The sequence below is a fragment of the Bacillus sp. 179-C3.3 HS genome (assembly GCF_047229225.1).
Taxonomy (GTDB): domain Bacteria; phylum Bacillota; class Bacilli; order Bacillales; family Bacillaceae; genus Bacillus.
This window is the reverse complement of record NZ_JBFEFT010000035.1, coordinates 1-22,943: the sequence shown is the minus strand read 5'-3', so window position 1 is coordinate 22,943 and position 22,943 is coordinate 1. Positions and strand designations below refer to the sequence as shown.

Below are 22,943 nucleotides of genomic sequence, written 5' to 3'. Positions count from 1 at the left end.
AGCCATTAGCTCAGTCGGTAGAGCATCTGACTTTTAATCAGAGGGTCGAAGGTTCGAGTCCTTCATGGCTCACCATTGTCACGCGGGTGTGGCGGAATTGGCAGACGCGCTAGACTTAGGATCTAGTGTCTTACGACGTGGGGGTTCAAGTCCCTTCACCCGCATTGTTTTCTTCAAAACAATGTAACGACAAACAACTGTATATCACGCGGTCGTGGCGGAATGGCAGACGCGCTAGGTTGAGGGCCTAGTGGGGGTTAACCCCGTGGAGGTTCAAGTCCTCTCGGCCGCATCAATGATACCAAGGGTTTATAGACCTTTGGTATTTTTATTTTGTTATAGGATTTTACGTGAATGCCCAAAACGTGCCCACTTAGATAAAGTAAGTGGGCTTTTTTATTTTCAATGTTCTTATTTTGAGAAGTATCATAAGGAAAGTAGTTATCACTTTTTAAAAGATGCAATTATATTTCTTAATCATGGAATAGAAATTTTAATGAAATACATATTGTCAAAGCAAAATGAATCATTCATATTTACAGATATAGATTTATATATGGAAGCAAAAGAAAAGCTAAAGAATCAAAGTAAAGGTAGGAAAAAACCGTTTTTGATGTTGATTTGGGCAACGGCAATCAAAAGATACAATTATTTGAATGAAGCAATTAAAAGAATTAAGTTTTTACTCGATATAGATTTAACAGAAAATGTTGAGGCGACAATAACACTTATTAATGAATATAGAAATCATAAAACACATCATTCGATTATTTTAGATGAATCCAGTGTTAAAGAGTTAGTTGAGAAAATAAAGTTTTATAAAAACATATACTTGGTTTTTATAAAAATCATATCACAGAAAGGAATGACATCGAGGAAGTTGATGCGGAAAGATACTTATATGCAAAACAAGAATGGGAACAATTTTTGGATTTAATTGATATAAGTGAGTTTTCCAATTTCTGCTCATCACCCATATGAAGAAAAATGACTTTTGAAGTTTTTACTTGAATTTTTATGGTCATTGTTGATTTTCCTTTTGCTTTAGGATATTAAAGTTAATGAAACTAATCATTCGTTGAGAGAGTCTTCATAGTAATCTTTTTAATGGAGTGGAAACTTATAAATACTATCATGGTTAAAAACATAGTCTCGTTATTTTTATTTGCGACACTTATTATTTCGATTCAACTAAATAATTATTTACTTATTGCTATATGGGCAGTTACTTCTATTTTTCTTTTTATGAAATTTGATAAATCTATGAAATCGTTTGTTGTCACAAATGTCCTATTTGGCATTGGATTTTTCGCTTATTTATATGTAAATTCACATTGGACGATACAAATCCAAATAGAGGAATTACGTATATTTTTCAACAGGGTATCATTAGTTTTTATATTGGTCCCATTGTTCATTTTATCTATCTTTACTAAGTCTACATTTATAACATATTTGAAAAAGCCACAGTGGAATGAATTAATTTATTTCCCGTTTATTTGGTCGGGATTTCACCGAACAAGTGTTAAATTCTTTCTTTTCATAGCACTATCAGTTAATATTGTCAGCTTTGCACCATTTGTTATTCAAAATGGCTGGTCATTTATCGAAGAAATATGGCTATTCACTATCATATTTTCAATTACAAACGCTGTACTCGAAGAAATAATTTGGAGAGGTAATCTTTTGAGTCGACTCTCAGAACAATTAGGTGAAAAATGGGCGGTTGTGGTAACGAGTTTAGGTTTTGGATTACAACATTATTCGCTCGGGATTCCTTGGGTTATTTGTATTGCTTTTTCTATTGGAGGAATGTTTTATGGAGGGATCACTATCAAATCTAGAAGTATTATTCCCTCGATTATTTGGCATATTGCTTTAAACATTCTCATGGTTTTAAGTGGTTTAATATTAATATAAAAATTTTGTAGAAAAGGGTCAGACAATAGAACTATTCTTTGTATGGAATATCAACAATGAATTTTAACAGAGCCTTCCTTAATAATTAAGTTGAATGGTTGGTCAGTATAAAACAAATGTAATTTACAAAGACACCACGTAGAAACTTATTATGTAAATTCATTTGCAGGTCTGTAACATGAACTTATTTTTAATATATTAAAATAATCATTTCATTCTGTTAAAGCTGTCCAAAACGTGCCCACCAACTTTATCTAAGTGGGCTTATTTGGGTTGAATTTGATATTTACATCGAATCCATTTGGGGCTAGAGTTAATAAATACAGTCCCTTTTAAATTGTGTTTCTTCTCCTCGTGTGATGAAGTAATCTATATTATTTGATTTTTCTTTTACGATCATTTCCTTTACTACATCTTCAAATATGAGATGGCCGAGCGATTTTTCCAAGGCGGTTTGTACAATTTCAAATAAAGGACTTTGTGTGTTCCGAACAACAGGACATTGCGGATTCCATGTATACTAAATAATTCTTTATCCTTACAAATCATTCTTCATTAAGAAAGGGCTCTTTGACTTTACTTAGATCATCCTTACCTTCATATATTATTTTGCCGTTATTTGAAATATAGAAATAATGTATGTGAGGCTTGCTTTTATAGATGACTCGAACCAAAATTCCATAATCTCCAACCTTAGATCGAATGCCTTTGATTTCTTTAAAATCTTCTTTTTTCTTCTCCTTTTCATTGATTAAATAATCTTCAGTTTCAGATGCAATTCTCTTGGCTTGATAATCATAGAAAAGGTTTACTGATAAGAACCCAATTATAATTAACGCTACTATTCCCACAATAAAGAAAACTGTTTTCTTGTTCATTAAGTGACTATCCCCATTTCTAAACATGATGAAATCTCTTATAAAATGGAATGCTAGATTAATAATACAATATTTATAGAATAAGGATAAAATCCCCTGAAATTATTTCGATTTACTGTGTTATAAAATTGTAATGACAACATCATGATGACTCAAAAAAGGTACCACACCATAGGGTACCTTTTTTGATCAGCAGTTGTATTTAAAGACAACATACAGTCGTTTTAATGGAGAAGGTTAATTCCCCGAAAATTTCAAATCGTATGGCCTTATTAATATGAAGATCCCTGACTCACTGATTGTGCAACATTCTGCCGTACTTCCCGAGCTAAATGTGTAGCATGTAAGGAAGCCTGCCAAATAGCCGGACTAACTGCAGATTGACTGATGGATAATGCCTGTTGTGTGGATGGAACCATTGGACTTAGTAGTCTTTCTGCCTCGTCTACAGAAGATGCGTATTGTTGACCGGCTGCTCTTCGAAGGTCTGCTAGCGCCCCAGGGAGGTTTGACCATAGACGAAGTATTGAATTCATACAGCCAATCATAAGAGGAAAGTGAGGAGCCCGACCTTGTCCTGTGGCAAGAAGCTCGGCTGCACCTAAGGCAGAAAAAACGTGATAACTCAGTGGAGTAAGATAATTTGCGTGTACAATATGAAGCTCACGTAATCCCCAAGTATCTGGAAGAAATCTGAATTCTGAACTCATACCGCATCCAAGAGCAAGTGCTCTGCTGACAACTTGCAGATGTCTCACCACTGTAGCCATTGAGTTTTGGAAGGAGGATGAGTGTACAGGAATTTGTTGAATCGTAGATAAAAGGCTACGCATTTTTTGATTTGCCTGACTCAAATCAGTTTGTTGTCTAAAATGATAAGGATAATACGGATCAGAATAATAATACATATCTAAACCCCTTTTAAAAATACATTTTAGGAGTAGGTTATGCACCTAAATCAGTTTTTGATAAGGGTATTCGCCTAATTTTTCGTATCATGCAGTCGGGCAAGACGGATCAATAAAAAAATGCCTTCATGAAAATGAAAGGCTTAATAAGAAGATTCCATAGATTGTTTTTCTTTTAAACGTTTTTCTAATACATCTGTCATATATAGAAAGTGATTTGCTTCACGCAAAACATGATCTGCTAGTAGAGGATTGATCACATTTTTAATTTGACATGATTTAATCATCTCTAATCCTGCTTTTTTGAAATTTCTTAGCTCTGTTGTAGCGTCTTCGCTATCATCATTCATTTTAACAATAATTGGGTAAGTTGGTTTTTTCCTAAACAACATGGATTCAACATCTCTAGCCTGATTAAGCAACACCTCGAAATTATCTCCAAATTCACTGGCTTTATGAACAAGTTTACGTTCAGATTGGTCTAATAGTGAGGCGATAAATCTGGAATGTTCCATCATAATTTTCAGCCAGAAAACATTCTCACTAATAATGGCGTCTTGAATAGGATCAAGTATACCTTTGTTAAATTTTTGAAGTGTTCGCACGAAATATTCTGCTTCACGAGCAATATGATCAACCAGCAATGGAAAGTTAAACCCTGAAACCTTGCAGTTAATAATCAGTATAAGCAAATTTCTTTTGAAATTTCGAAAACCATATGCTAGATCAATACTATCTTCATTCAGTTTACGTACAGCTTGAACATTATTGGGCGTTTTATAGGCTCGTTGTTCTTGTTGTTCAAAATAATAATGAAAACGGTCTGTTTGTTGGATAAACTGTTTATCTTTACGATTAAAACCTTCACCAAGAAATAAAGCATGTTCTTTCATAATTCGCAGCCAGAATTTATTTTCAATTAATGAACGTTCAATAAATGTTTGTTCTGTTATGGATTCAGATGGTGCGGCTAATCTTTCTGGTGGTTCCAACATAGGGTCATTCGTTTGATACTCCTGATCTAATTGATTGTTCATGTCATCCCCCTAGAACTTATATTTGTCTAGAAATATATGCGGCATTGAATCTAAGTATGTGGAGGATGGTGGCAAATAAAGACTTTTAAATTCGGGTTTACATGAATCGGAAAGAAAAGGTGAAAACGGAATATTGAGAGTTCGATGAAAGGAAGATTGAGATTGGAAAGGGTTAGATCATAAACTATTTAATTTAGGGTTTTATGGTTGGAGAGCAGGATGATTTTGGAGGAACTTTAAATTATCATTGCACAACAAAATAAACAAGTGAAGCAGTGGATATTACAAAGACTATAATTTCTAATTCAAACTTAAAGTATATACGATTTGAACAATGTCAAATGACGTTTTAGTAGGGTTTTATAATAAATAAAATAAGACCAAGAAAATGCCGTCTTGGTCTTATATTCACAATTTAAAATAAATATTTAAAAAGGATTTTTCTAAATATATACTAATAAATTATTGCCAATCTATTTTTATACTAAAGTATGATGCGCCAATACGAGGTCTTGTATCTACTACTTCAATATAATTCCAACCATAAGTTAATTCCGAAGCAAGTGCAACTGTTGAATATCCAACTTCTATAAACTTCCCGTTTAATATGCTAAATTTATGAGGAAATTCACTATCAAAATTTACAGTGACGCCGTCAGAACCAGTAAAATAAAACTTGAAATATTTAATAGGATTAGACCTGTAGGTAAAAAACACCTCACTTTTTCTATTTTGTAGTTCAACAGCTTTATCATGAATACTGCTAGATGTATTCATGGTAGTAGAAAGAGTTTGATTTTGATTGTAATTTTCTATTTCAGCAGCAGAAACACCACCGGTTATTCCACTAAACAATCCAAGTGAAATAACAGGAACGAGTAATAATTTTTTTTTCATAAACAAAACCCCCTGTATTTAGAAATATATACAAATATTAGAATAACATAGATGTTTTTGGTTATCAAACCAATCTGTTGAATTAATGAGTATATATTCCAGTAGAACTCTAGTATATAGGCGGAATAATTATGAGTTATTCATTAAAATAAATAATAAGATGCTCAAAAGTGGGAACCCAGTCCTTTATGCCTATGTTATCCTGAAAAAGGCATCCGCATATGTTGAAAGTCTGTTGATAAAAGAATATATATAGAGTGTTGTAATACCATTTTTTATGCAGAAAATGTGCCAACAACACATAGTAGAAAAACCTTTATTCATACACACAATATATAGAGAGTTTCTTCTAGTATATGATGTATTGTGAAAACCTCCGTTTATTAAGCCCGAGATGGAAAGGTGAAAGAGAAGATACAATAAGTGTTTTGGATTATCAAGTTAAGAAAGTTGCATTTGAAACTGTAACCGTATCACGTGCGTTGGTATTTTTAGATTATTAAATTGCAATTATTTCCGATCGGTGCTATAATTAAAATTAAATATTTTTGTTCGGCGTAAAGGATAGTATGAAGATTGACTTTTCGTCTTGAGGGTACTTTGGGCAAGGATAGATAATACATTGTGTGGGGAACACACGAGGAGGTAACAATCATGGAACAAGGTACAGTAAAATGGTTTAACGCAGAAAAAGGTTTTGGATTTATCGAACGTGAAGAAGGTGACGATGTATTCGTACATTTCTCTGCAATCCAAGGCGACGGATTCAAATCTTTAGACGAAGGTCAAAAAGTTACATTTGACGTAGAGCAAGGCTCTCGTGGAGCTCAAGCTGCTAACGTACAAAAAGCTTAATCTTCATCTTTTAAAAACAGGTTCTCTACGGAGAGCCTGTTTTTTTGTATGAAAAAAACCCTACTCAGCATGCAAGTAGGGAGGTGTTACAAGGTAATCGTAAAAAAATTCATGCTTCGAAGGTTTAAACAAGTATAGCATATTGGGTTTACAAAATGCGGAATTTCCATAAAAATTTCTTTTTTTCTTAGAAATGTAGCATTCTAAGTCATTCATTTTAAGATGATGTAAAATTAGACAACATTTACTTATTCACCAATTTAAAGGATATTGTTTAAATATAACATATGGTAAAATCAATTTGTCTGATAATGAATTACAAAAGAGTATGTTGTGTAAATAAAATTAATTAGCATTTCTAGTATCAAATAATAAACACCGTGCTAACTATCAGTTGATTAAAGAAATAAAAGTTGAAAGTATATCAGACAATACCATCTCATGATAGGAGACATCGACATGCTAAAACGATTTTTACTGGTTCTATCAACGCTCGTGATGTCAGTTGCTGTGTTGTTGACAGCAGCAATGGATTCACTAGGGGAACATACCATTTCATTTGAAGAACCGTTCATTTTGATGCTGTCAGTCGGAATGGTGGTTGTTCTATTCATTCCTCCGTTGGTGCTTTCGTTCTTTCATCATATCGTGATCAGGGTGATATCAGGGATCTATCAGTGCTTTATTGTGTTCTCATTCCTTGGATTGCTGCCGATTGGTTTCCTCATTCCTAATGGGGGATTGATCATTTTGGTTTCAGTGATCGGCTTTTTGGTGAGTGTAGTGAGTGTGATTGTGACATTTTTGGATAGTAAAAGTAGGAATGTAGAAGTAAAGGCGTAGCATCTATTTGGAAAAGGGATGAATAGGTCGATCATCCCTTTTATATTTTCATCTATACATGTAATATGTCCTGTATTAAATTTAAAAAGAACTAAAATTTTTATTGCATTTTTGAAAAAAGTATTTTATAGTAAGTGTGTAAGCAGTTTCATCATAGGATTGTGACCTTAATCGGGCGATACCTAAATTGATACGTATACAATAATGCTTGTTATTGTATTGGTTTCAGTTTAGGTTTTTTTATACCCTATTTTTCAACTGATGTGCATACAATAGAATACACGAAAAGGGATTGTGACTGTTCGGCAGGCGAAACCTGAATTGATGTGAGTTAATTGTGATGACAATTAACCGGCCTCAATTCAGGTTTTTTTTATCTAAAAATAGAAAGATTCTCTTGCTGGAAGGGAGGGAAGTGTGAAAGGACATGTTCACACTTTGGTTTAAACAATATTTTGATGGAGGCGATACAGATGAATAAAGAGACATTAGCAAAGGATATTCTGAAAATGGTAGGGGGCAGTGATAACGTATTAGGCGTGACTCATTGTGCTACAAGGTTACGTTTTCGGATTAATCAGTCTGAGAAAGTGGAAAAAAGCGATTTGGAACAACACCCAGACATTTTAAAGGTTGTTGAGAGTAGTGGTCAGCTTCAAGTGGTCATTGGAAGTCATGTGGCAGACGTCTATAAAGAAATTGAACGTCAAGGTCAATTTGATGATGATCATTCCGGTGGAAAATCAGGAGAAAAGCAAACGATCATCTCAAGAGTGTTTTCATTAATCTCAGGAAGCTTAACGCCATTAATTCCTGCTTTTGCAGGGGCTGGTTTGATCAAAGCACTATTAATCGTGTTAGAAAATTTAAATCTATTAACACCAGAAGATGGAACGTATGCTGTTCTTGCAGCAGCTGGAAATGCCGTATTTTATTTCTTACCTATTCTATTAGGGGTAACGATTGCTAGAGTCCTTGGTGCAAACCCATATGTTGCAGGGGCCATTGGAGCGGCGCTATTGGAGCCTAATTTTACGGCATTACGTGAAGCAGGAAATGTTGTCTCCTTTTTAGGAATTCCTGTTCCTTTATTGGATTACGCATCTTCGATCTTTCCGATAATCATTGCCGTTAGTCTCTTTGCATTGATTGAAAGTAACTTAAAGAAAGTCATTCATAAAAATCTACAAATCTTTGCAGTTCCGTTTTTATCAATCTTAATTACAGTGCCGTTAACGACAATGCTCGTTGGACCATTTGGTGTTTATCTAGGTACTTGGTTAGGTGATTTAGTCAATTTCCTTATTAATAGCAGCCACATTTTAGCGGGTATCGTGATTGGCGGCGCTTGGTCATTCTTGGTTTTATTCGGTCTTCACTGGGCGATGGTTCCAATTATTATCGAAAACCTCAAAGGAGGCTCCGATTTGATCGTCCCGTTAGCGGCAGCATCCATTGCAGCACAAATGGGGATTGCATTAGGTGTATTCTTTAAAACGAAAAACAAAGATATGAAAGCATTGAGTGGATCGACTTTCCTATCCGCCATTTTATCAGGGATTACAGAGCCTATTTTATATGGGATTATCCTCAGACATAGAAAAACAATGATTTACATGATCGTTGCTGGAGCAATTGGGGGAGCCTTAATTGCGACCTTTAAAGTCGAGTTAGTCGTATTTAACTTCTTCCTCAACGTGTTTACATTCCCGGCACAAAGTCCAATGGGTCTGTATATTCTAGGTATCGTGATTACGATTGTCATTGCAGCCATTCTACCAATCCTCTTTGGATATGAAGTAAAGCAACCGAAAAAAGAGGAAGCAGATGAGAAAGATCCTCAACAACTGAATGAGCAAATCATGAGTCCTCTTTCTGGACAAGTCAAAGCACTTCAACAAGTAGAAGATGTCGTGTTTTCTTCAGAAGCGATGGGGAAAGGAATTGCGATTGAACCAGATCAAGGAGAAGTTGTGGCTCCTGTAGACGGTGTCATCTCTGTTACAATGGAAAGTGGACATGCGGTTGGCTTGGTTTCTCAAAAAGGTGCCGAGATCTTAATCCATGTGGGTATAGATACAGTCAAGTTAGAGGGCAAATACTTCACTTGTTTAGTGAAACAAGGGGATGAAGTCAAACAAGGCCAACCCCTCATCCGGTTTGAACTAGATAAAATCATTGAAGCGGGGTATCCAATTTCAACACCGATTGTGATTACAAATACCGATCAATATGAACAAATTCAAGAGGTCGTTCCATTTGAGGGGCAAGTACAAAAGAATCAAGATTTATTAAGCTTAAAGAAAAAATCTTAAAACCAAGCACCGGGTATTCGTTACCTGGTGTTTCTCTCTAACTATTGTGCAAAGGAGTCAGATATCGTGAGGTTAATCATTAATGCAGATGATTTTGGTTTAACAGAGTCGGTGAGTCGAGGCATCATCAAGGGAATGAAAGAAGGAATTGTGACAGATACCACCATGTTGACGAATACAAGACACTTTGATCGCTCGATTGAAATGGCAAAAGAAGCAGGAATTGAAGCGATGGGTGTCCATTTAAACCTGACTTTATTGAAACCTTTACTTGAAAGTGGAAAAGTCACATCCATTGTAGATCACAATGGAGATTTCTATCGAAAACCGTCGCTTATTCCAAGTCTCTTTCATAAGGAAGAGGTTCGTGCAGAGCTAAGAGCCCAAATTGAAAAGTTTCTGTCTTCTGGTTTAACTTTGACTCATATTGATACACATCACGGTTTTAGTATTGTACATGCAGACATGCTTCAAATCATCATTGAATTGGCGAAAGAATATCGTGTTCCTATGAGGAAAGATGTCGCCTTAACAGAGGACCTTTTGATGAAGCAACAACTAGAAGAATCGGGTGTGGAAACGACAGATGATCTATACACAGACTTTTCTTCGCCGATTGTGCAAGAGTCTGCTGTGCTCGATGTCATCGCTCGATATCAACAGACAGATGCAACTGTTGAGATTCCATGTCATCCTGGGTTCGTTGATGAGGAGTTAAGAGGGCTTTCTTCATTAAACGATGCGAGAGAAAAGGATCTGTCTCTCTTTTTAAACCAAAAGTGGTTTGATTACTTGAAAGAACACGGCGTTGAGCTTATTTCATATAGCCAGCTATCCAACTCATAGATGATAAGGTATATTGAATTAAATATATCTTTTTGTTAGTAAAGTATGATAGATTTAGAATGAGAACGCTTAAATTTTCTGTGGATTTTCTTCTTTGCGTATGTAAGAAAGTAGGTGATCTAAATGAAAATAAAAAAAATATTTAATAATAATGTCATCTTGCTAAGTGATGAGATGGGTAACGAAATGATCGTGATGGGAAAAGGCATCGGTTTTAATAAACATAACAGTGAAGAGGTAGACTTTTCAAAAGTGGATAAAAAGTTTGTGATTGATAAAGGTCAAACGAACAAACTCACTGAACTGATTGAACATATAAGCATTGAATATTTAGAGTTAACAAAAGATATTATTGAATATGCTGAAAACAAGTTAACGGTTAGCTTTAATCAAAATATCTACTTGACCTTGACTGATCATATTAGTTTTGCCGTCACGCGATATCAAGAAGGAATTGATATCACAAACCCGCTTTTATGGGAAGTGAAAAAATTCCACAAGGATGAATATATTGTCGCATTAGATGCACTAAAGATCATTGAAGAACGGCTACAGATTGCTTTGCCAACGGAAGAAGCTGCGTCTATTGCGCTTCATTTTGTGAATGCCCAACAAAGCGGAAGCGATATGAAACAAACAATCGAAGTGACCAAAATTGTGAATGATTTGCTTAACATAGTGAAATATCACTACGGAATTAAGCTAGACGAGCATTCAATCAACTATAGTCGGTTTATGACCCACATCCGATATTTTGCATATCGCATTCTCTCTAAAGAGACAATCCCAGATGAAGGTGATTCACTTTTTGAACAAATCAAAAATCGATATCCGAAAGCGCATAGTTGTGCACAAAAAATGGTCACTTACCTAGAGAAAAATTACAAGATCGCTCCGTCCAATGAAGAACTTGTCTATTTAATTATTCATATCCACCGGGTAACGAATCGGAGCGCAAATATTTCATAAGTGTCCTAACGAACAAAGCTACTATGAAACAATAGTAGCCTTTTCTTATTCCCTTATCTTCTCAATAAGAAAAAGAGGGTGGCAATAATCAATAAGCAGGTACAGCCTAAGGATATGCATAATTTCTTCATAAAGGTGCGTTTATGAAACGACTCCTTTTTAATTTCTCGTATGAAAGCAAAACCTAATGCGACAAATACTGCGATCAGTAATAAAGATTTTAATAGGGTATCCACAACTTCACTCCTCTTTTGTTGACAATGTTTAGCTCATGTCCAATGCAAGTCACTATGATCCATTCAATCAAAAGGAATTAGCTGTGTCATGAGTCCATAGTGATAAATTATGGATAAATGGAAATGATTTTCCGACAAATCAAAAGACTAACCACTATGGCTAGTCTTTTGTATCGATTATGCGAGTGTTGCAATATCAATGACAAAACGGTAGCGTACGTCACTTTTCAGGACACGCTCGTATGCTTCGTCGACTTGGTTTGCGTTGATGACTTCAATTTGTGGAGCAATGTTGTGTTCGGCTGCAAAATTGAGCATTTCTTGTGTTTCTTGGATGCCACCTACAAGTGAGCCAGCGATACTACGACGTCCCATAATGAGTGAAAAAACCCGGAATTGATCTGGTTCAGCTGGTGCACCGACGTTGACCAATGTTCCATCTACGCGAAGTAAGGATAGATAAGCATCGACGTTAATATTAGCAGAGACGGTATTCAATATCACGTCAAACTGTCCGGCAAGTGTCTTGAATGTGTCAGGATCACTTGTTGCAAAATAATCTGTTGCGCCAAATGACATGGCTTCTTCTTTTTTATTCAAAGAGCGGCTAAGGACGGTCACTTCAGCACCCATCGCGCGTGCGAATTGGATTGCCACATGTCCGAGTCCGCCCATTCCAACGATAGCGACTTTTTTGCCAGGCCCTACATTCCAATGCTTCAATGGAGAATAGGTCGTAATACCAGCACATAGAAGAGGACTGGCGACGTCAAGTTCTAGTTGATCAGGAATGCTGACGACAAATCGCTCAGTTACGACAATCTTTTGACTATAGCCACCATATGTCGGTTCTCCATCGTAGTCGAGATTATTATACGTTTGGACGACTCCTTTCGTACAATATTGCTCGTCTCCATTTTGGCAATATTCACATGTCCCGCAAGAATCTACAAAGCAACCGACGCCAACCCGATCTCCAATTGAAAACTTCGTCACAGCGTCACCTACTGCAGCAACAACCCCTGTAATTTCATGGCCCGGAACCATTGGGAAAATACCGCCACCCCAATCATCAAAGGCACTATGGATATCCGAATGACATATCCCACTAAACTGAATATCAATCAAAACATCATGTGGACGAAGGGCTCTTCGCTCGATCGTCGTCCGTTCAAATTTTGCTTTTGCATGTGAAACACTTAATACATGTGATTGGTGCGTTTGACACATTCACAATCATCCTTTCAACAATGAAATTCGGTTTTTCCTTTATACTGTAAATCTTAAAGTGAACTTTAAGTCAAGGATGAGTCTCTTACGTCAAACATTCCATCTTTAGCATCATCAATGTCTAAAAAGATTGAGTCAAAAGCACCTTGTCGCTCCGTTTAAAAAGAGGATGATGAAGAAGGGACTTAACACGCGTTTAAGATGATAAGAATTGGAATTTCAATGACAAAGAGAAGGGTGAAAGCGATGAGAATAGCGCAGGTTGCAAAGCAATTGGACTTATCCACAGCGACGCTCAGATACTATGAAAATATTGGTTTGATCAGACCAATCAGACGAGACAGAAACGGAGTGCGAGATTATACAGAGGAAGATGTTCAATGGATCGAATTTATTAAATGCATGAGGAATGCAGGTCTTTCCATTGATGCGCTGAGGGAGTACACCGCTTTATTTATCGAGGGGGATGACCATACGTTGTCTGCTAGAAAGCGTATTTTAGTAAACGAAAGAGAACGGCTTGTTGAAAAACAAAAAGAAATGGAAGACACCATTAAAAGGTTAGATTATAAAATCGAAAGTTATGAAGATATTATTCACAACTATGAGAAAAGATTAGCAGATCAAATGAACAAAAGCTCGATCTCATAAAGATGCATGTTATCAGTTCAGTGATGATGAAATTGGCGTGATCAAAAGGCAAAGAGCTAAAAAGAAAGATCCTTTTAGCCCTTTGCCAACATGAGGTTATTTTTTTGTGTAACGTACCCAGTCGTAATGGGCAAAAAGTGGTGTAGCGCCATTGTATGAGCCAAGCCATTCATCGACTCCTACGCCATTCCAAAGATTCATCATGATTTTACCGGGGGTTTTGGGAATTTGAGTGGTGGCAGTATGTTTTAACTGTCCATCAACATACCATTTGATTGAGTTTGGCTGCCAGTCGAAGGCGTATGTGTGGTATGAATTTGCTGCATCGAAACCGAGGTTGACGATTTTTTCATGGTTTCCTACGCCATTTGTATAATAATTGAATTGTACCTTTGTTGTATCTTTTCCTAAAAACTCAATATCAATTTCATCCCAAGGCGTTCCATCTGTTGGACCAGTATAAGTAAAGAACGATGAAACGATACCTACATTTTTTGCAGGCTTCATACTGACTTCATAAAGTCCATAGCCGTATGTTTGAGTCGAGCGGTTTTCTCCGCAGTCAAACTTTTGAGAAGAGGGACTTGTGAGGGATAAACGCATTTCACCTAAAGACGTCATGGATACATTATTAGCACGCCACGTACAGTTGAACATATTTCCATTTGAATATCCATTTGCTTTTTGCCATAGGGCACCATTGTAATTGTTAAAAGGTTCATAAAACGATCCACCTGTTTGGGCTGAGGCTGTAAAAGGCATTGTGGATAAACTGATCAATAATCCAGCGACAAGAAGCAACAACATTCGTTTTACACGATGAGACATGTTGGCATTCCCCTCTCTTATTTTGAAAGCGCTTTCTTTAATGATCATACACGAATCTTTTGAAATGAAACATCGGTCTAATTTAGGATATTAAATAGGATATTTTGCTAGGTCAACTTGTAAGAAATAGTAGAAATTTGCATGAAAGGGACAAAGATAGCAAAGTCTCCATAAAGACGCTAGAAACACTTGAAGCAGTGTTCATTTTCCATTGTGATTTTTTCTTTAAAATGTTGAACAGGCTGAGGGCATGTATTCGAGCAATTGAATGAAAAAACGACGAAAAAAGATGATTGACAAAGCGGACAATTGTCCGTAAGATAAGACCGGGATAAATGACCTAATAAAAATCTAAAGGTCGCTTGATGTAAAACAGACAGTTATGTTTGCAATATGGATGAAGGTAAGAAGGTGGGAATCATGGGGAATCATATTGGGAAGGAAATTGAAGAAGTGGCTTTTTCCTTGTTTCAAGAGCTAGGCGTAGAAAATGTCAGTATGCATAAAATAGCGAAAACCGCTGGTGTTGGACAAGGAACACTTTACCGTCGCTATGCAAATAAAAGTGACTTGTGTCTTTCGATTTTAGGTGACAAGTTTGAACAGCTTATTCCTGCTTTACACCTTTACTTGAGTAACATTAGTGATCAGCCGGTGAGAGAGCGGCTGCGTTATGTCCTCGAAGAGATCCACCTCATTGTCGGACATCACTTAGACTGGATACGGATGCTTACCATCTCAGGTAATCTAGAACAGACAAGTAAAGTGTATGATTGTCGTTATAGTCAATCACTGAAACAAATCATTCGTGATTTGTTGGAGGAAGCGAACGCCAAAGGAGAAGCAAAGATACAAGACATCGAGTTGACGGCATTATTGATGTCCTCTCCCATCACACCTGAACTCATGTATTATATTCATGAATCTGGCTATTCAATTGATGAAATTGCACGATTCGCCGCAGAAAGACAGATTTTAACCGTCTTTCAATAGCATGAACACTGGCTCATTTCTTAACAGCCCGATGTCTGATATTCAACTAATTTGTAAAAGAAAAGGAGTCAATGATATGAATAAACAACAAACGGCAGCGTCTGACATAAGAACGTTACCGATTCTTATTTCATTTATCACAGCTGGATTTATAGGTCTTTTCAGCGAAACAGCGCTAAACATGGCGCTACGTAGTTTAACAATAGATTTTGGAATCGAACCAACGATAGCGCAGTGGCTGACAACAGGTTACTTATTAACGCTAGGGATTCTCGTTCCAATATCAGGTTTGATTCTCCAGTGGTTTACAACAAGACAGCTTTTCTTGACTGCGTTAATATTTTCTATTATTGGAACTTTTATCGCGGCGATTGCGCCGGTCTTCAGTGTGTTAATGGTTGCACGTGTAGTGCAGGCGATTGGAACAGCTTTGCTCCTTCCGTTAATGTTTAACACAATCTTAGTCATTATTCCACCTCATAAAAGAGGTAGATCCATGGGGATTATTGGTCTTGTCATTATGTTTGCACCAGCTGTTGGTCCAACCATCTCTGGTCTAATTCTTAAATCTTTATCATGGCATTGGATCTTTTGGATTTCGCTTCCGTTATTAATGGCTGCACTGGTCTTTGGTTATATCTTTATGCAAAATATTACGGAACCGACTCGTCCAAAAATCGACGTCCTCTCGATTGTCCTCTCAACAATTGGCTTCGGTGGCATCGTATATGGATTCAGTAGTGCTGGTGAAGGCGGCGGATGGGGAAGTACGCACGTTATCGTTGCCATTGTGGTAGGTGTATTCAGTATCCTCATCTTCTCCCTCAGACAGCTCAGAATGAAAGAGCCGATGCTCAATTTAAGTCCTTTCAAATATCCGATGTTTGTCATTGGATTACTGTTAATCTTAGTTTGTATGATGGTGATGCTCTCAGCGATGATGATCCTACCATTGTATTTACAAACGTCTTTGGCACTGTCCACATTTACAGCAGGTTTGATGTTGCTACCAGGTGGAATCATCAACGGATTACTATCCCCAATTATGGGTGGCTTATTTGATAAATTCGGACCAAAATGGCTTGTCATTCCGGGTCTTGTCATTGTCGCAGCCACGATGGTTGGCTTCACGAATTTAAGTGTGAATACAACCATTGGATATATTGTGACCTTGCATATTATGCTCATGGTGGGAATCGCTATGATCATGATGCCGGCTCAAACAAATGGATTAAATCAGCTTCCACCAGAACTATATCCACATGGAACAGCGATTATGAACACATTACAACAAGTAGCAGGCGCTATTGGCACAGCGGTTGGTATCTCTATCCTCTCCTCAGGTACTCGTAACTTTATGGAACAAGTAGCTGATCCAGCAAATCCAGTCAACAAGCTGTTAGCCTTTACCAACGGTGTACAACATGCATTCATCTTTGCTGTGATCATGACGATTATTGGTTTAATCATCTCCTTCTTTATTAAACGCGTGAAGGTAGAACAGCAAGTATCATAAGTATTAAAAAAGCACAGGTACAATGCCTGTGCTTTTTTATATTTATTGTTTGTGCGTGAGGGTGATATTCAATTTAAAAATCATTTCTATACTGTTATTGGTCGTAGCATTAATTAGGTGTTTTGATCAGCCTTCTTTGGTAAAAGATAGAATCACAGGTCCAATAAATTAGACTGCACATGATCATAATAGGAACTGTCGCCGGACTACCTATTCCATCAATGATAAAAAGCATCACAACCGATGCAATCAGTAAATAAACAGCGAGATATAGCAGGTGAAAGGCTTTTGGTTTCAAAGAAAACAACAATTGCAATGGCATGGCAAAAATGAAATAGCAGACAAAAAAGACTGGGATATACAGCACCAGAAAGTCTGGAGGACCTTGAATCGGTGGATAAAAACATACGAACAAGCCGAGTAGAATAGAACTGCTGAATAGCGTGATCACAATTCTATGAAATGATTGAATCGAACGCAACGTACATACTCCCCTTTGGTCAATTTACTTTATTTTATCATAACTTGGATATGGAAAAGTGCACTTTTTATCCCTTGAATCAACACTTGGTATTTTTGTTAAAGTGGGTATTTAGTTGTGTTTAAGTTCTGTAATTTAGCATCCTTTTTACCTCAAATTGGTTCTATAACTTTAGCCTCATGTCAAAAGATGCATAAGTGGTATAAAGTAAACCCTGTAGACATAAACAAAAGCATTCAATAAATGGAGAAAAGAGATGATCATATGAGCGTATTCAAGTGGTTAGGTGCTGGCCTTCTGTCCGTATCATTACTGATGACGGCAGCATGTGCGGCTGAGAGTGGTCAAAGCGAAAAAGAGAAAGAAAGTGTCAACGAAACAACAGAAAAAACATCTGCAGCAAAAGTAGGAAATAAGTCATTGGCGAATGTGAAAGTGTTGGCAACAGGTGGGACTATTGCAGGATCTTCAGATAGTGATACAGATACAACAGGTTATAAATCTGGAACACTTGGTATCGATAAAGTCATTGAATCAGTTCCTCAGTTAAAGGATGTTGCCAATGTTACTGGTGAGCAAGTAGAGAATGTAGGTAGTGAAAATGTTGATAATGCTCTCCTTTTAAAATTAGCAAAACGAGTGAATGAGCTTGTCAAAGATGATAAGGTCGATGGCGTTGTCATCACGCATGGTACAGATACACTGGAAGAAACGGCATATTTTTTACATTTAGTCGTAAAAAGTGATAAACCAGTCGTGATTGTTGGCTCAATGAGACCAGCATCTGCTATCAGTGCGGATGGTCCGCTTAACTTATATCATGCAGTAAAGATTGCCTCTACAAAAGAAGCTAAAGGTAAAGGCGTTATGATCACATTAAATGACCGAATTGCATCGGCACGATTTATTACTAAGACGAACACGACGACAACGGATGCCTTTAAGTCAACTGAACAAGGATACATTGGGGTCGTTACTGGTGAAAAGGTTTCTTTTTATAATGAACCGACAAGAACACATACGAATAAAAGTGAATTTGATATTTCAAAAATCAAAGAACTCCCACAAGTTGATATCGTATATGGCTATCAAAATGACCAAAAGTATATGTATGATGCAGCAGTCAAAGCTGGAGCAAAAGGGATTATCGTAGCTGCAGTTGGGAATGGAACGATGTCAACAGAAGCCATTAATGGTGCAAAAGACGCGATCAAAAAAGATGTGCCAGTGGTGAGATCAAGCCGTGTTGGAAATGGAATCGTTACTCATGAAAAGACAGATGATGAAAACAAACTTGTCACTTCAGATTCATTAAATCCACAAAAAGCACGAATTCTACTCATGCTTGCACTGACAAAGACAAACGATCCAAGTAAACTCCAAACGTATTTTGACAAATATTAATCAAGAAAAAGACCCGAAAATAGCGGGTCTTTTTTTTATGCTTTTTTATTGTCTTATGGCTGATGTCAATTTATAATAAAAAACAGACCAACTGGTCGGTCTTATTTTGTCCTATGGAAGAATGGCATATTAGAAAGGGTTGTTGGACATGACAAGTGCACAAAGCGGAGCCGGAAAAAGTGAGAAGACGAGGCAAAAAATTGTGACCACTTCGCGTGACTTATTTGCCAAAAAAGGGTATTCGGAAACTTCTGTGCGAGATATTCTAGAGGCTGCTGAAATTAGTAAAGGCAATCTGTATCATCATTTTAAAGGAAAAGAGTTTTTGTTCCTTCATATTATGGAAGAGGATCATCGCTACATGATGGAGACATGGAATGCAGAGAAAAAGGCGTTACCTCTTGCCACAGATAAACTTGCTGGGTTTGCGGAGTTAATCAGTCACATGAATATAAATTATCCACTAATGAGAGCAAGTGAGGAATTTTGTGCAAGTGCTTTTACATCAGATGAAGTCATGGCGCGGATGAACAAAATTGATGTCGACTTTGATGATGTGATGCGAGACATCCTCCTTGAAGGAAACGAAGATGGCAGTTGGTCCATCCAGAATGTTGAGTCAAAAGTGAAAATACTACTTTCCGTATTTTACGGGTTAGGCGTGTTATATAAAAATGACACGATCGAACAAAAGATCGAATTACAAAAAGAAGCAATCTCATTGTTTATTCACGGAATCCATCATCATGAGAAACAATTGAGTTAGTAAAGGAGCAACTCTATGCAAAAACCGATTCGCGCGCAAAGAACGGTACTGATTATTTTATTAAGTAATATATTTATTGCATTTTTAGGCATTGGCTTGATTATTCCAGTGATGCCACTCTTTATGAATGTCATGCATTTAACAGGCAGCACAATGGGATACCTTGTCGCCGCATTCGCTGTGGCACAATTAATTGCATCACCGATTGCCGGAAGATGGGTAGATCGGTATGGACGAAAGATTATGATTGTGACAGGGCTGTTTCTATTTGCAGTATCTGAACTTGTTTTTGGTTTAGGGACACATGTGTATGTTCTATATTTATCAAGGGTTCTAGGTGGTATTAGTGCGGCATTTATTATGCCGGCTGTTACAGCCTATGTTGCGGATATCACGACAGTACGAGAAAGATCAAAGGCGATGGGATATGTATCTGCCGCCATTAGCACTGGGTTTATTATTGGACCAGGGATTGGTGGTTTTATTGCAGAATATGGCGTGCGCCTTCCGTTCTTCTTTGCTGCCGGTATTGCATTTATTGCGGTCATTTTTTCTATGTTTATGTTGAAAGAGCCATTAACAAAAGAAGAGAGAGAGAAGCAAATGGGGCAAGTAAAAGACTCGACCTTCTTTAAAGATTTGAAAAAGTCAATTCACCCAAGTTATCTGATCGCTTTTATCATTGTCTTTGTACTGGCGTTTGGACTATCTGCTTATGAAACGGTCTTTAGCTTGTTTACCAATCATAAGTTCGGGTTTGGACCGAAAGATATTGCCATTATCATTACGGTGAGTTCGATTGTGGCAGTGATCATTCAAGTACTTGTCTTCGGAAAACTTGTGAATGCCATCGGTGAAAAAAGAGTCATTCAACTCTGTCTCATTGTGGGAGCAGCGTTAGCTTTTGTGTCCACAGTCGTTTCAGGATTTATGGTCGTGCTCATTGTGACATGTGTCATTTTCCTTGCATTTGACTTATTACGACCTGCATTAACGACATTCTTATCCAAGATCGCGGGCAACCAGCAAGGGTTTGTAGCGGGGATGAACTCAACCTACACAAGCCTTGGCACGATATTTGGTCCAGCCCTTGGTGGAATTTTATTCGACCAAAATATCCACTTCCCATTTCTATTTGCGGGAGTTGTTTTGTTCTTGGGATTAGGCTTAACCTTCATTTGGAAGGGAAAGATCACCGAGGAGACAGTAGGAGAATCATAAATAAACTAGACTTGAAGAGACCTGATAAAGGTCTCTTTTTTTGTTTGTGGTTTTTAGTATTGTAGAAAAATGAAATATATTCCTGAAAAAGGATTGAATTGTCATGTATTTAAATGTAATATAATTCATAAAAATACATAATGTGTAATCAAACTTTTGCACATGAGAAAGATGAGGGAATGATTGTGGCTAATTATGAGTACCATCGTTTTTCTAAAGAAATAAGAGATGAGCTAAAGCCCTTATATCAATCGAACAATTATCGGGGGATTTTGGGGTTACTGTATGATTATGCAATGATTGCATTGGCAATTGTATTAAGCGAGTTTCATTGGGCTTTTTACATCCTCACCGTGTGTATCATTGGTTCTAGACAGAGAGCGCTCGCAACCATTCTTCATGATGCATCCCATTTATGCTTAGCAAAGAGTAAAAAACTGAATCGTATATTGGGTACATATTTCTCAGGGTATTTAATTGGTCAAGAGTTTCATATCTATCAAGATTCACATGTGAAAGGTCATCATATGCATTTAGGAAATCCAAATAAAGATCCAGATTATCAATATCATTTGGAAGTGGGATTGTATCAGCTTCGCGACAATCAGCATTTCTTCCATAAATATGTCTTAAGGCCATTGTTTCTATTGAATATTTTTAGTTATGCTGTATATGTTTTCAAACATCGCATGTTGCAATTTACGAAATATCCCAAACAATATGCAAAAATGATCGTGATGTGGCTTGTGATATGTGGTGTACTCCTCTATTTCGGTTTATTGATGCATTTGATTTTATATTGGGTGATTCCGTATTTCACAGCATTTATGGTCATTGGTTGGTTTATTGAGATTGCAGAACATTATCCACTCATGCTCGATCATAAGAAAAGCATTCAAATGACACGAAATCGGTTTAGTCATTGGATAGAAGCTTTTTTCTTAAGTATTCATGCAGAGAATTATCATTTGACTCATCACCTTCAAGCGAGTATTCCTTATTGGAACATTGCAAAGGCACATCAAGTGATGATGAAGGATGAAACATATGCAAAGTTAAATAATCGAATGGGTGGGGTGTTTTTTTCATCAAACCAAAATGCACCATTAATAAAAGACTTGATGAAAAACCAGAAGCTACCCATTCAACAATTGAGGGAGAATGGATGAAGAATACATATCTTTTAGGCATCTTATTAGCGTTAGGGGCAGCTGTATTAAATGGGAGTGTCGGCATATTTAGTAAAGGATTGTTTGCAAGCGATCTCAGTCCAACAGCTGTGTCTTTTTACAAATGTTTGATTGCATTTGTCGCATTATCTGTGTTTTTCTTGTTTCATCAAGAATTTAAACAACAAGTGGTGCGATTAAAGAAATATGTGAAGCAAATGGCGTTGTGTTCGTTTTTGGGGATCTTTGTGTTGTATTACTTTGAAACGACAGCCTATCATTATGCGGCCGTGCCATTTGTTGTCTTTATGCTATTAGGTTCAGCTGTTTTTACTACGTTTATTTTTAGTACATTGCTTTTAAAAGAACGAAAAAATGTGCTGAAGGTGATTGGGTTTATATTACTCACTGCTGGGTTATGTGTGATGGCGGTGGCAGAGGGCGCAGCTTCTGGTCAGTTTTCAGTAGGTGCACTATTAGCTTGCGTTGCAGGGATTGGGTACGGTTTATTTCTTGTATTCACTAAAAAGTTCACGTTAACGGGTGGCTTGGCACTCATTTGGTACTTCATGCTGTTTGGTGTCATTTACTTGTTCGTTCCATTCTATATAGAGGGTTTCACTGTTCCAGAGGTGAATACGTATCCAACATTATTCGCATTAGCCATTTTCCCTACAATCGGCGGGTTCTATTGTACAACGAAAGCCCTTGCTTATTTGGAGGCAAATAAGGTTCAATTTTTAGAGTTGACAGAGCCTATCTTTGCCACAGTCTTTGCTTTCTTTGTCTTAAGAGAAATGGTGGAAGGATTGGAATGGTTAGGGGCCATTCTCATTCTTATCGCCATCTACATTGCAGAGATGACCCCGCAAAAGGAAATGAAAAAAAGCAACTCGATATGAAGGGACTGACCCCATAAGATGAGACAAATAAAAAACACCTTCAAGTTTGAAAACGGATCGTTGTGATCCGAAATAAAA

Annotated in this window: 22 protein-coding genes and 2 tRNA genes; 17 read left to right on the top strand and 7 right to left on the bottom strand. The window is 37.0% G+C overall.

Going from position 1 to position 22,943, the window contains the following annotated elements; translation table 11 throughout:
- The first annotated feature begins 82 nt into the window (after window positions 1–82).
- From AB1K80_RS16655 to AB1K80_RS16640, 4 genes are all read left to right on the top strand, one after another.
- A tRNA-Leu gene (locus AB1K80_RS16655) sits at window positions 83–164 on the top strand.
- 44 nt (window positions 165–208) lie between these two features.
- Window positions 209–292, top strand: a tRNA-Leu gene (locus AB1K80_RS16650).
- A complete protein-coding gene (locus AB1K80_RS16645) occupies window positions 266–937 on the top strand; it encodes a hypothetical protein (RefSeq protein ID WP_412858019.1) in 672 nt (223 codons plus the stop codon). The genes AB1K80_RS16650 and AB1K80_RS16645 overlap by 27 nt, the downstream gene beginning before the upstream one ends.
- A 170-nt stretch (window positions 938–1,107) precedes the next feature.
- Window positions 1,108–1,920, top strand: a complete 813-nt coding sequence (locus AB1K80_RS16640; RefSeq protein ID WP_412858017.1) for a CPBP family intramembrane glutamic endopeptidase — start codon at window positions 1,108–1,110, stop codon at window positions 1,918–1,920.
- 545 nt (window positions 1,921–2,465) lie between these two features.
- On the opposite strand, the gene AB1K80_RS16635 is transcribed toward AB1K80_RS16640, so the two are convergent.
- The 4 genes from AB1K80_RS16635 to AB1K80_RS16620 all read right to left on the bottom strand — a co-directional run bounded on the left by AB1K80_RS16635 (window position 2,466) and on the right by AB1K80_RS16620 (window position 5,640).
- Window positions 2,466–2,825, bottom strand: a complete 360-nt coding sequence (locus tag AB1K80_RS16635) for a hypothetical protein (RefSeq protein ID WP_412858015.1) — start codon at window positions 2,823–2,825, stop codon at window positions 2,466–2,468.
- Window positions 2,826–3,070: 245 nt separating this feature from the next.
- Complete coding sequence (locus AB1K80_RS16630) at window positions 3,071–3,706, bottom strand: hypothetical protein (RefSeq protein ID WP_412858013.1); 636 nt, start codon at window positions 3,704–3,706, stop codon at window positions 3,071–3,073.
- A 143-nt stretch (window positions 3,707–3,849) separates the two neighbouring features.
- Window positions 3,850–4,743 carry a DUF2935 domain-containing protein gene (locus AB1K80_RS16625; RefSeq protein WP_412858012.1) on the bottom strand — a complete coding sequence of 298 codons (894 nt, stop codon included), beginning with the start codon at window positions 4,741–4,743 and terminating at the stop codon, window positions 3,850–3,852.
- A gap of 462 nt (window positions 4,744–5,205) precedes the next feature.
- Complete coding sequence (locus tag AB1K80_RS16620; RefSeq protein ID WP_412858011.1) at window positions 5,206–5,640, bottom strand: hypothetical protein; 435 nt, start codon at window positions 5,638–5,640, stop codon at window positions 5,206–5,208.
- 654 nt (window positions 5,641–6,294) lie between these two features.
- On the opposite strand from AB1K80_RS16620, the gene AB1K80_RS16615 reads away from it, so the two are divergent.
- The 5 genes from AB1K80_RS16615 (at window position 6,295) to licT (ending at window position 11,468) form a co-directional block, all read left to right on the top strand.
- Window positions 6,295–6,495: a cold-shock protein gene (locus tag AB1K80_RS16615; RefSeq protein ID WP_034324611.1), complete on the top strand. Its 201-nt coding sequence runs from the start codon at window positions 6,295–6,297 to the stop codon at window positions 6,493–6,495.
- A 459-nt stretch (window positions 6,496–6,954) separates the two neighbouring features.
- Complete coding sequence (locus AB1K80_RS16610; RefSeq protein ID WP_412858009.1) at window positions 6,955–7,338, top strand: hypothetical protein; 384 nt, start codon at window positions 6,955–6,957, stop codon at window positions 7,336–7,338.
- Window positions 7,339–7,811: 473 nt separating this feature from the next.
- Window positions 7,812–9,653 carry a beta-glucoside-specific PTS transporter subunit IIABC gene (locus tag AB1K80_RS16605; RefSeq protein ID WP_412858007.1) on the top strand — a complete coding sequence of 614 codons (1,842 nt, stop codon included), beginning with the start codon at window positions 7,812–7,814 and terminating at the stop codon, window positions 9,651–9,653.
- 66 nt (window positions 9,654–9,719) lie between these two features.
- Window positions 9,720–10,499 carry a ChbG/HpnK family deacetylase gene (locus AB1K80_RS16600; RefSeq protein WP_412858006.1) on the top strand — a complete coding sequence of 260 codons (780 nt, stop codon included), beginning with the start codon at window positions 9,720–9,722 and terminating at the stop codon, window positions 10,497–10,499.
- Between the two features lie 123 nt (window positions 10,500–10,622).
- A complete protein-coding gene (gene licT, locus AB1K80_RS16595; RefSeq protein ID WP_412858004.1) occupies window positions 10,623–11,468 on the top strand; it encodes a BglG family transcription antiterminator LicT in 846 nt (281 codons plus the stop codon).
- A gap of 413 nt (window positions 11,469–11,881) precedes the next feature.
- Here the strand turns inward: licT and AB1K80_RS16590 are convergent, their stop codons facing one another.
- Window positions 11,882–12,934, bottom strand: a complete 1,053-nt coding sequence (locus tag AB1K80_RS16590) for an NAD(P)-dependent alcohol dehydrogenase (RefSeq protein ID WP_412858003.1) — start codon at window positions 12,932–12,934, stop codon at window positions 11,882–11,884.
- Between the two features lie 246 nt (window positions 12,935–13,180).
- Here AB1K80_RS16590 and AB1K80_RS16585 point away from each other — a divergent pair, with 246 nt between their 5' ends.
- A complete protein-coding gene (locus AB1K80_RS16585; protein ID WP_412858001.1) occupies window positions 13,181–13,585 on the top strand; it encodes a MerR family transcriptional regulator in 405 nt (134 codons plus the stop codon).
- 96 nt (window positions 13,586–13,681) lie between these two features.
- On the opposite strand, the gene bglS is transcribed toward AB1K80_RS16585, so the two are convergent.
- Complete coding sequence (bglS, locus tag AB1K80_RS16580) at window positions 13,682–14,413, bottom strand: beta-glucanase (protein ID WP_412857999.1); 732 nt, start codon at window positions 14,411–14,413, stop codon at window positions 13,682–13,684.
- Window positions 14,414–14,833: 420 nt separating this feature from the next.
- On the opposite strand from bglS, the gene AB1K80_RS16575 reads away from it, so the two are divergent.
- Both AB1K80_RS16575 and AB1K80_RS16570 read left to right on the top strand, forming a co-directional pair.
- Window positions 14,834–15,406 (top strand): TetR/AcrR family transcriptional regulator, encoded by a 573-nt coding sequence (locus AB1K80_RS16575; RefSeq protein WP_412857997.1) that lies wholly within the window; start codon window positions 14,834–14,836, stop codon window positions 15,404–15,406.
- Between the two features lie 76 nt (window positions 15,407–15,482).
- Window positions 15,483–16,922 carry a DHA2 family efflux MFS transporter permease subunit gene (locus AB1K80_RS16570; protein WP_412857996.1) on the top strand — a complete coding sequence of 480 codons (1,440 nt, stop codon included), beginning with the start codon at window positions 15,483–15,485 and terminating at the stop codon, window positions 16,920–16,922.
- Window positions 16,923–17,031: 109 nt separating this feature from the next.
- Here AB1K80_RS16570 and AB1K80_RS16565 read toward each other — a convergent pair whose 3' ends face one another.
- The gene (locus tag AB1K80_RS16565) at window positions 17,032–17,403 is read right to left on the bottom strand and encodes a hypothetical protein (protein ID WP_412857994.1); all 372 of its coding nucleotides are present in this window, start codon (window positions 17,401–17,403) and stop codon (window positions 17,032–17,034) included.
- A 264-nt stretch (window positions 17,404–17,667) separates the two neighbouring features.
- Between AB1K80_RS16565 and AB1K80_RS16560 the strand changes: the two genes are divergently transcribed.
- From AB1K80_RS16560 to AB1K80_RS16540, 5 genes are all read left to right on the top strand, one after another.
- Window positions 17,668–18,807: a type II asparaginase gene (locus AB1K80_RS16560; protein WP_412857992.1), complete on the top strand. Its 1,140-nt coding sequence runs from the start codon at window positions 17,668–17,670 to the stop codon at window positions 18,805–18,807.
- 148 nt (window positions 18,808–18,955) lie between these two features.
- A complete protein-coding gene (locus tag AB1K80_RS16555) occupies window positions 18,956–19,573 on the top strand; it encodes a TetR/AcrR family transcriptional regulator (protein WP_412857991.1) in 618 nt (205 codons plus the stop codon).
- 15 nt (window positions 19,574–19,588) lie between these two features.
- Complete coding sequence (locus AB1K80_RS16550) at window positions 19,589–20,794, top strand: MFS transporter (RefSeq protein WP_412857989.1); 1,206 nt, start codon at window positions 19,589–19,591, stop codon at window positions 20,792–20,794.
- A 185-nt stretch (window positions 20,795–20,979) separates the two neighbouring features.
- Entirely contained in the window at window positions 20,980–21,963 is a 984-nt protein-coding gene (gene gntB, locus AB1K80_RS16545; protein WP_412857987.1) for a guanitoxin biosynthesis L-arginine gamma (S) hydroxylase, read from the top strand.
- Window positions 21,960–22,865: a DMT family transporter gene (locus AB1K80_RS16540; RefSeq protein WP_412857986.1), complete on the top strand. Its 906-nt coding sequence runs from the start codon at window positions 21,960–21,962 to the stop codon at window positions 22,863–22,865. The genes gntB and AB1K80_RS16540 overlap by 4 nt, the downstream gene beginning before the upstream one ends.
- Window positions 22,866–22,943 lie beyond the last annotated feature (78 nt).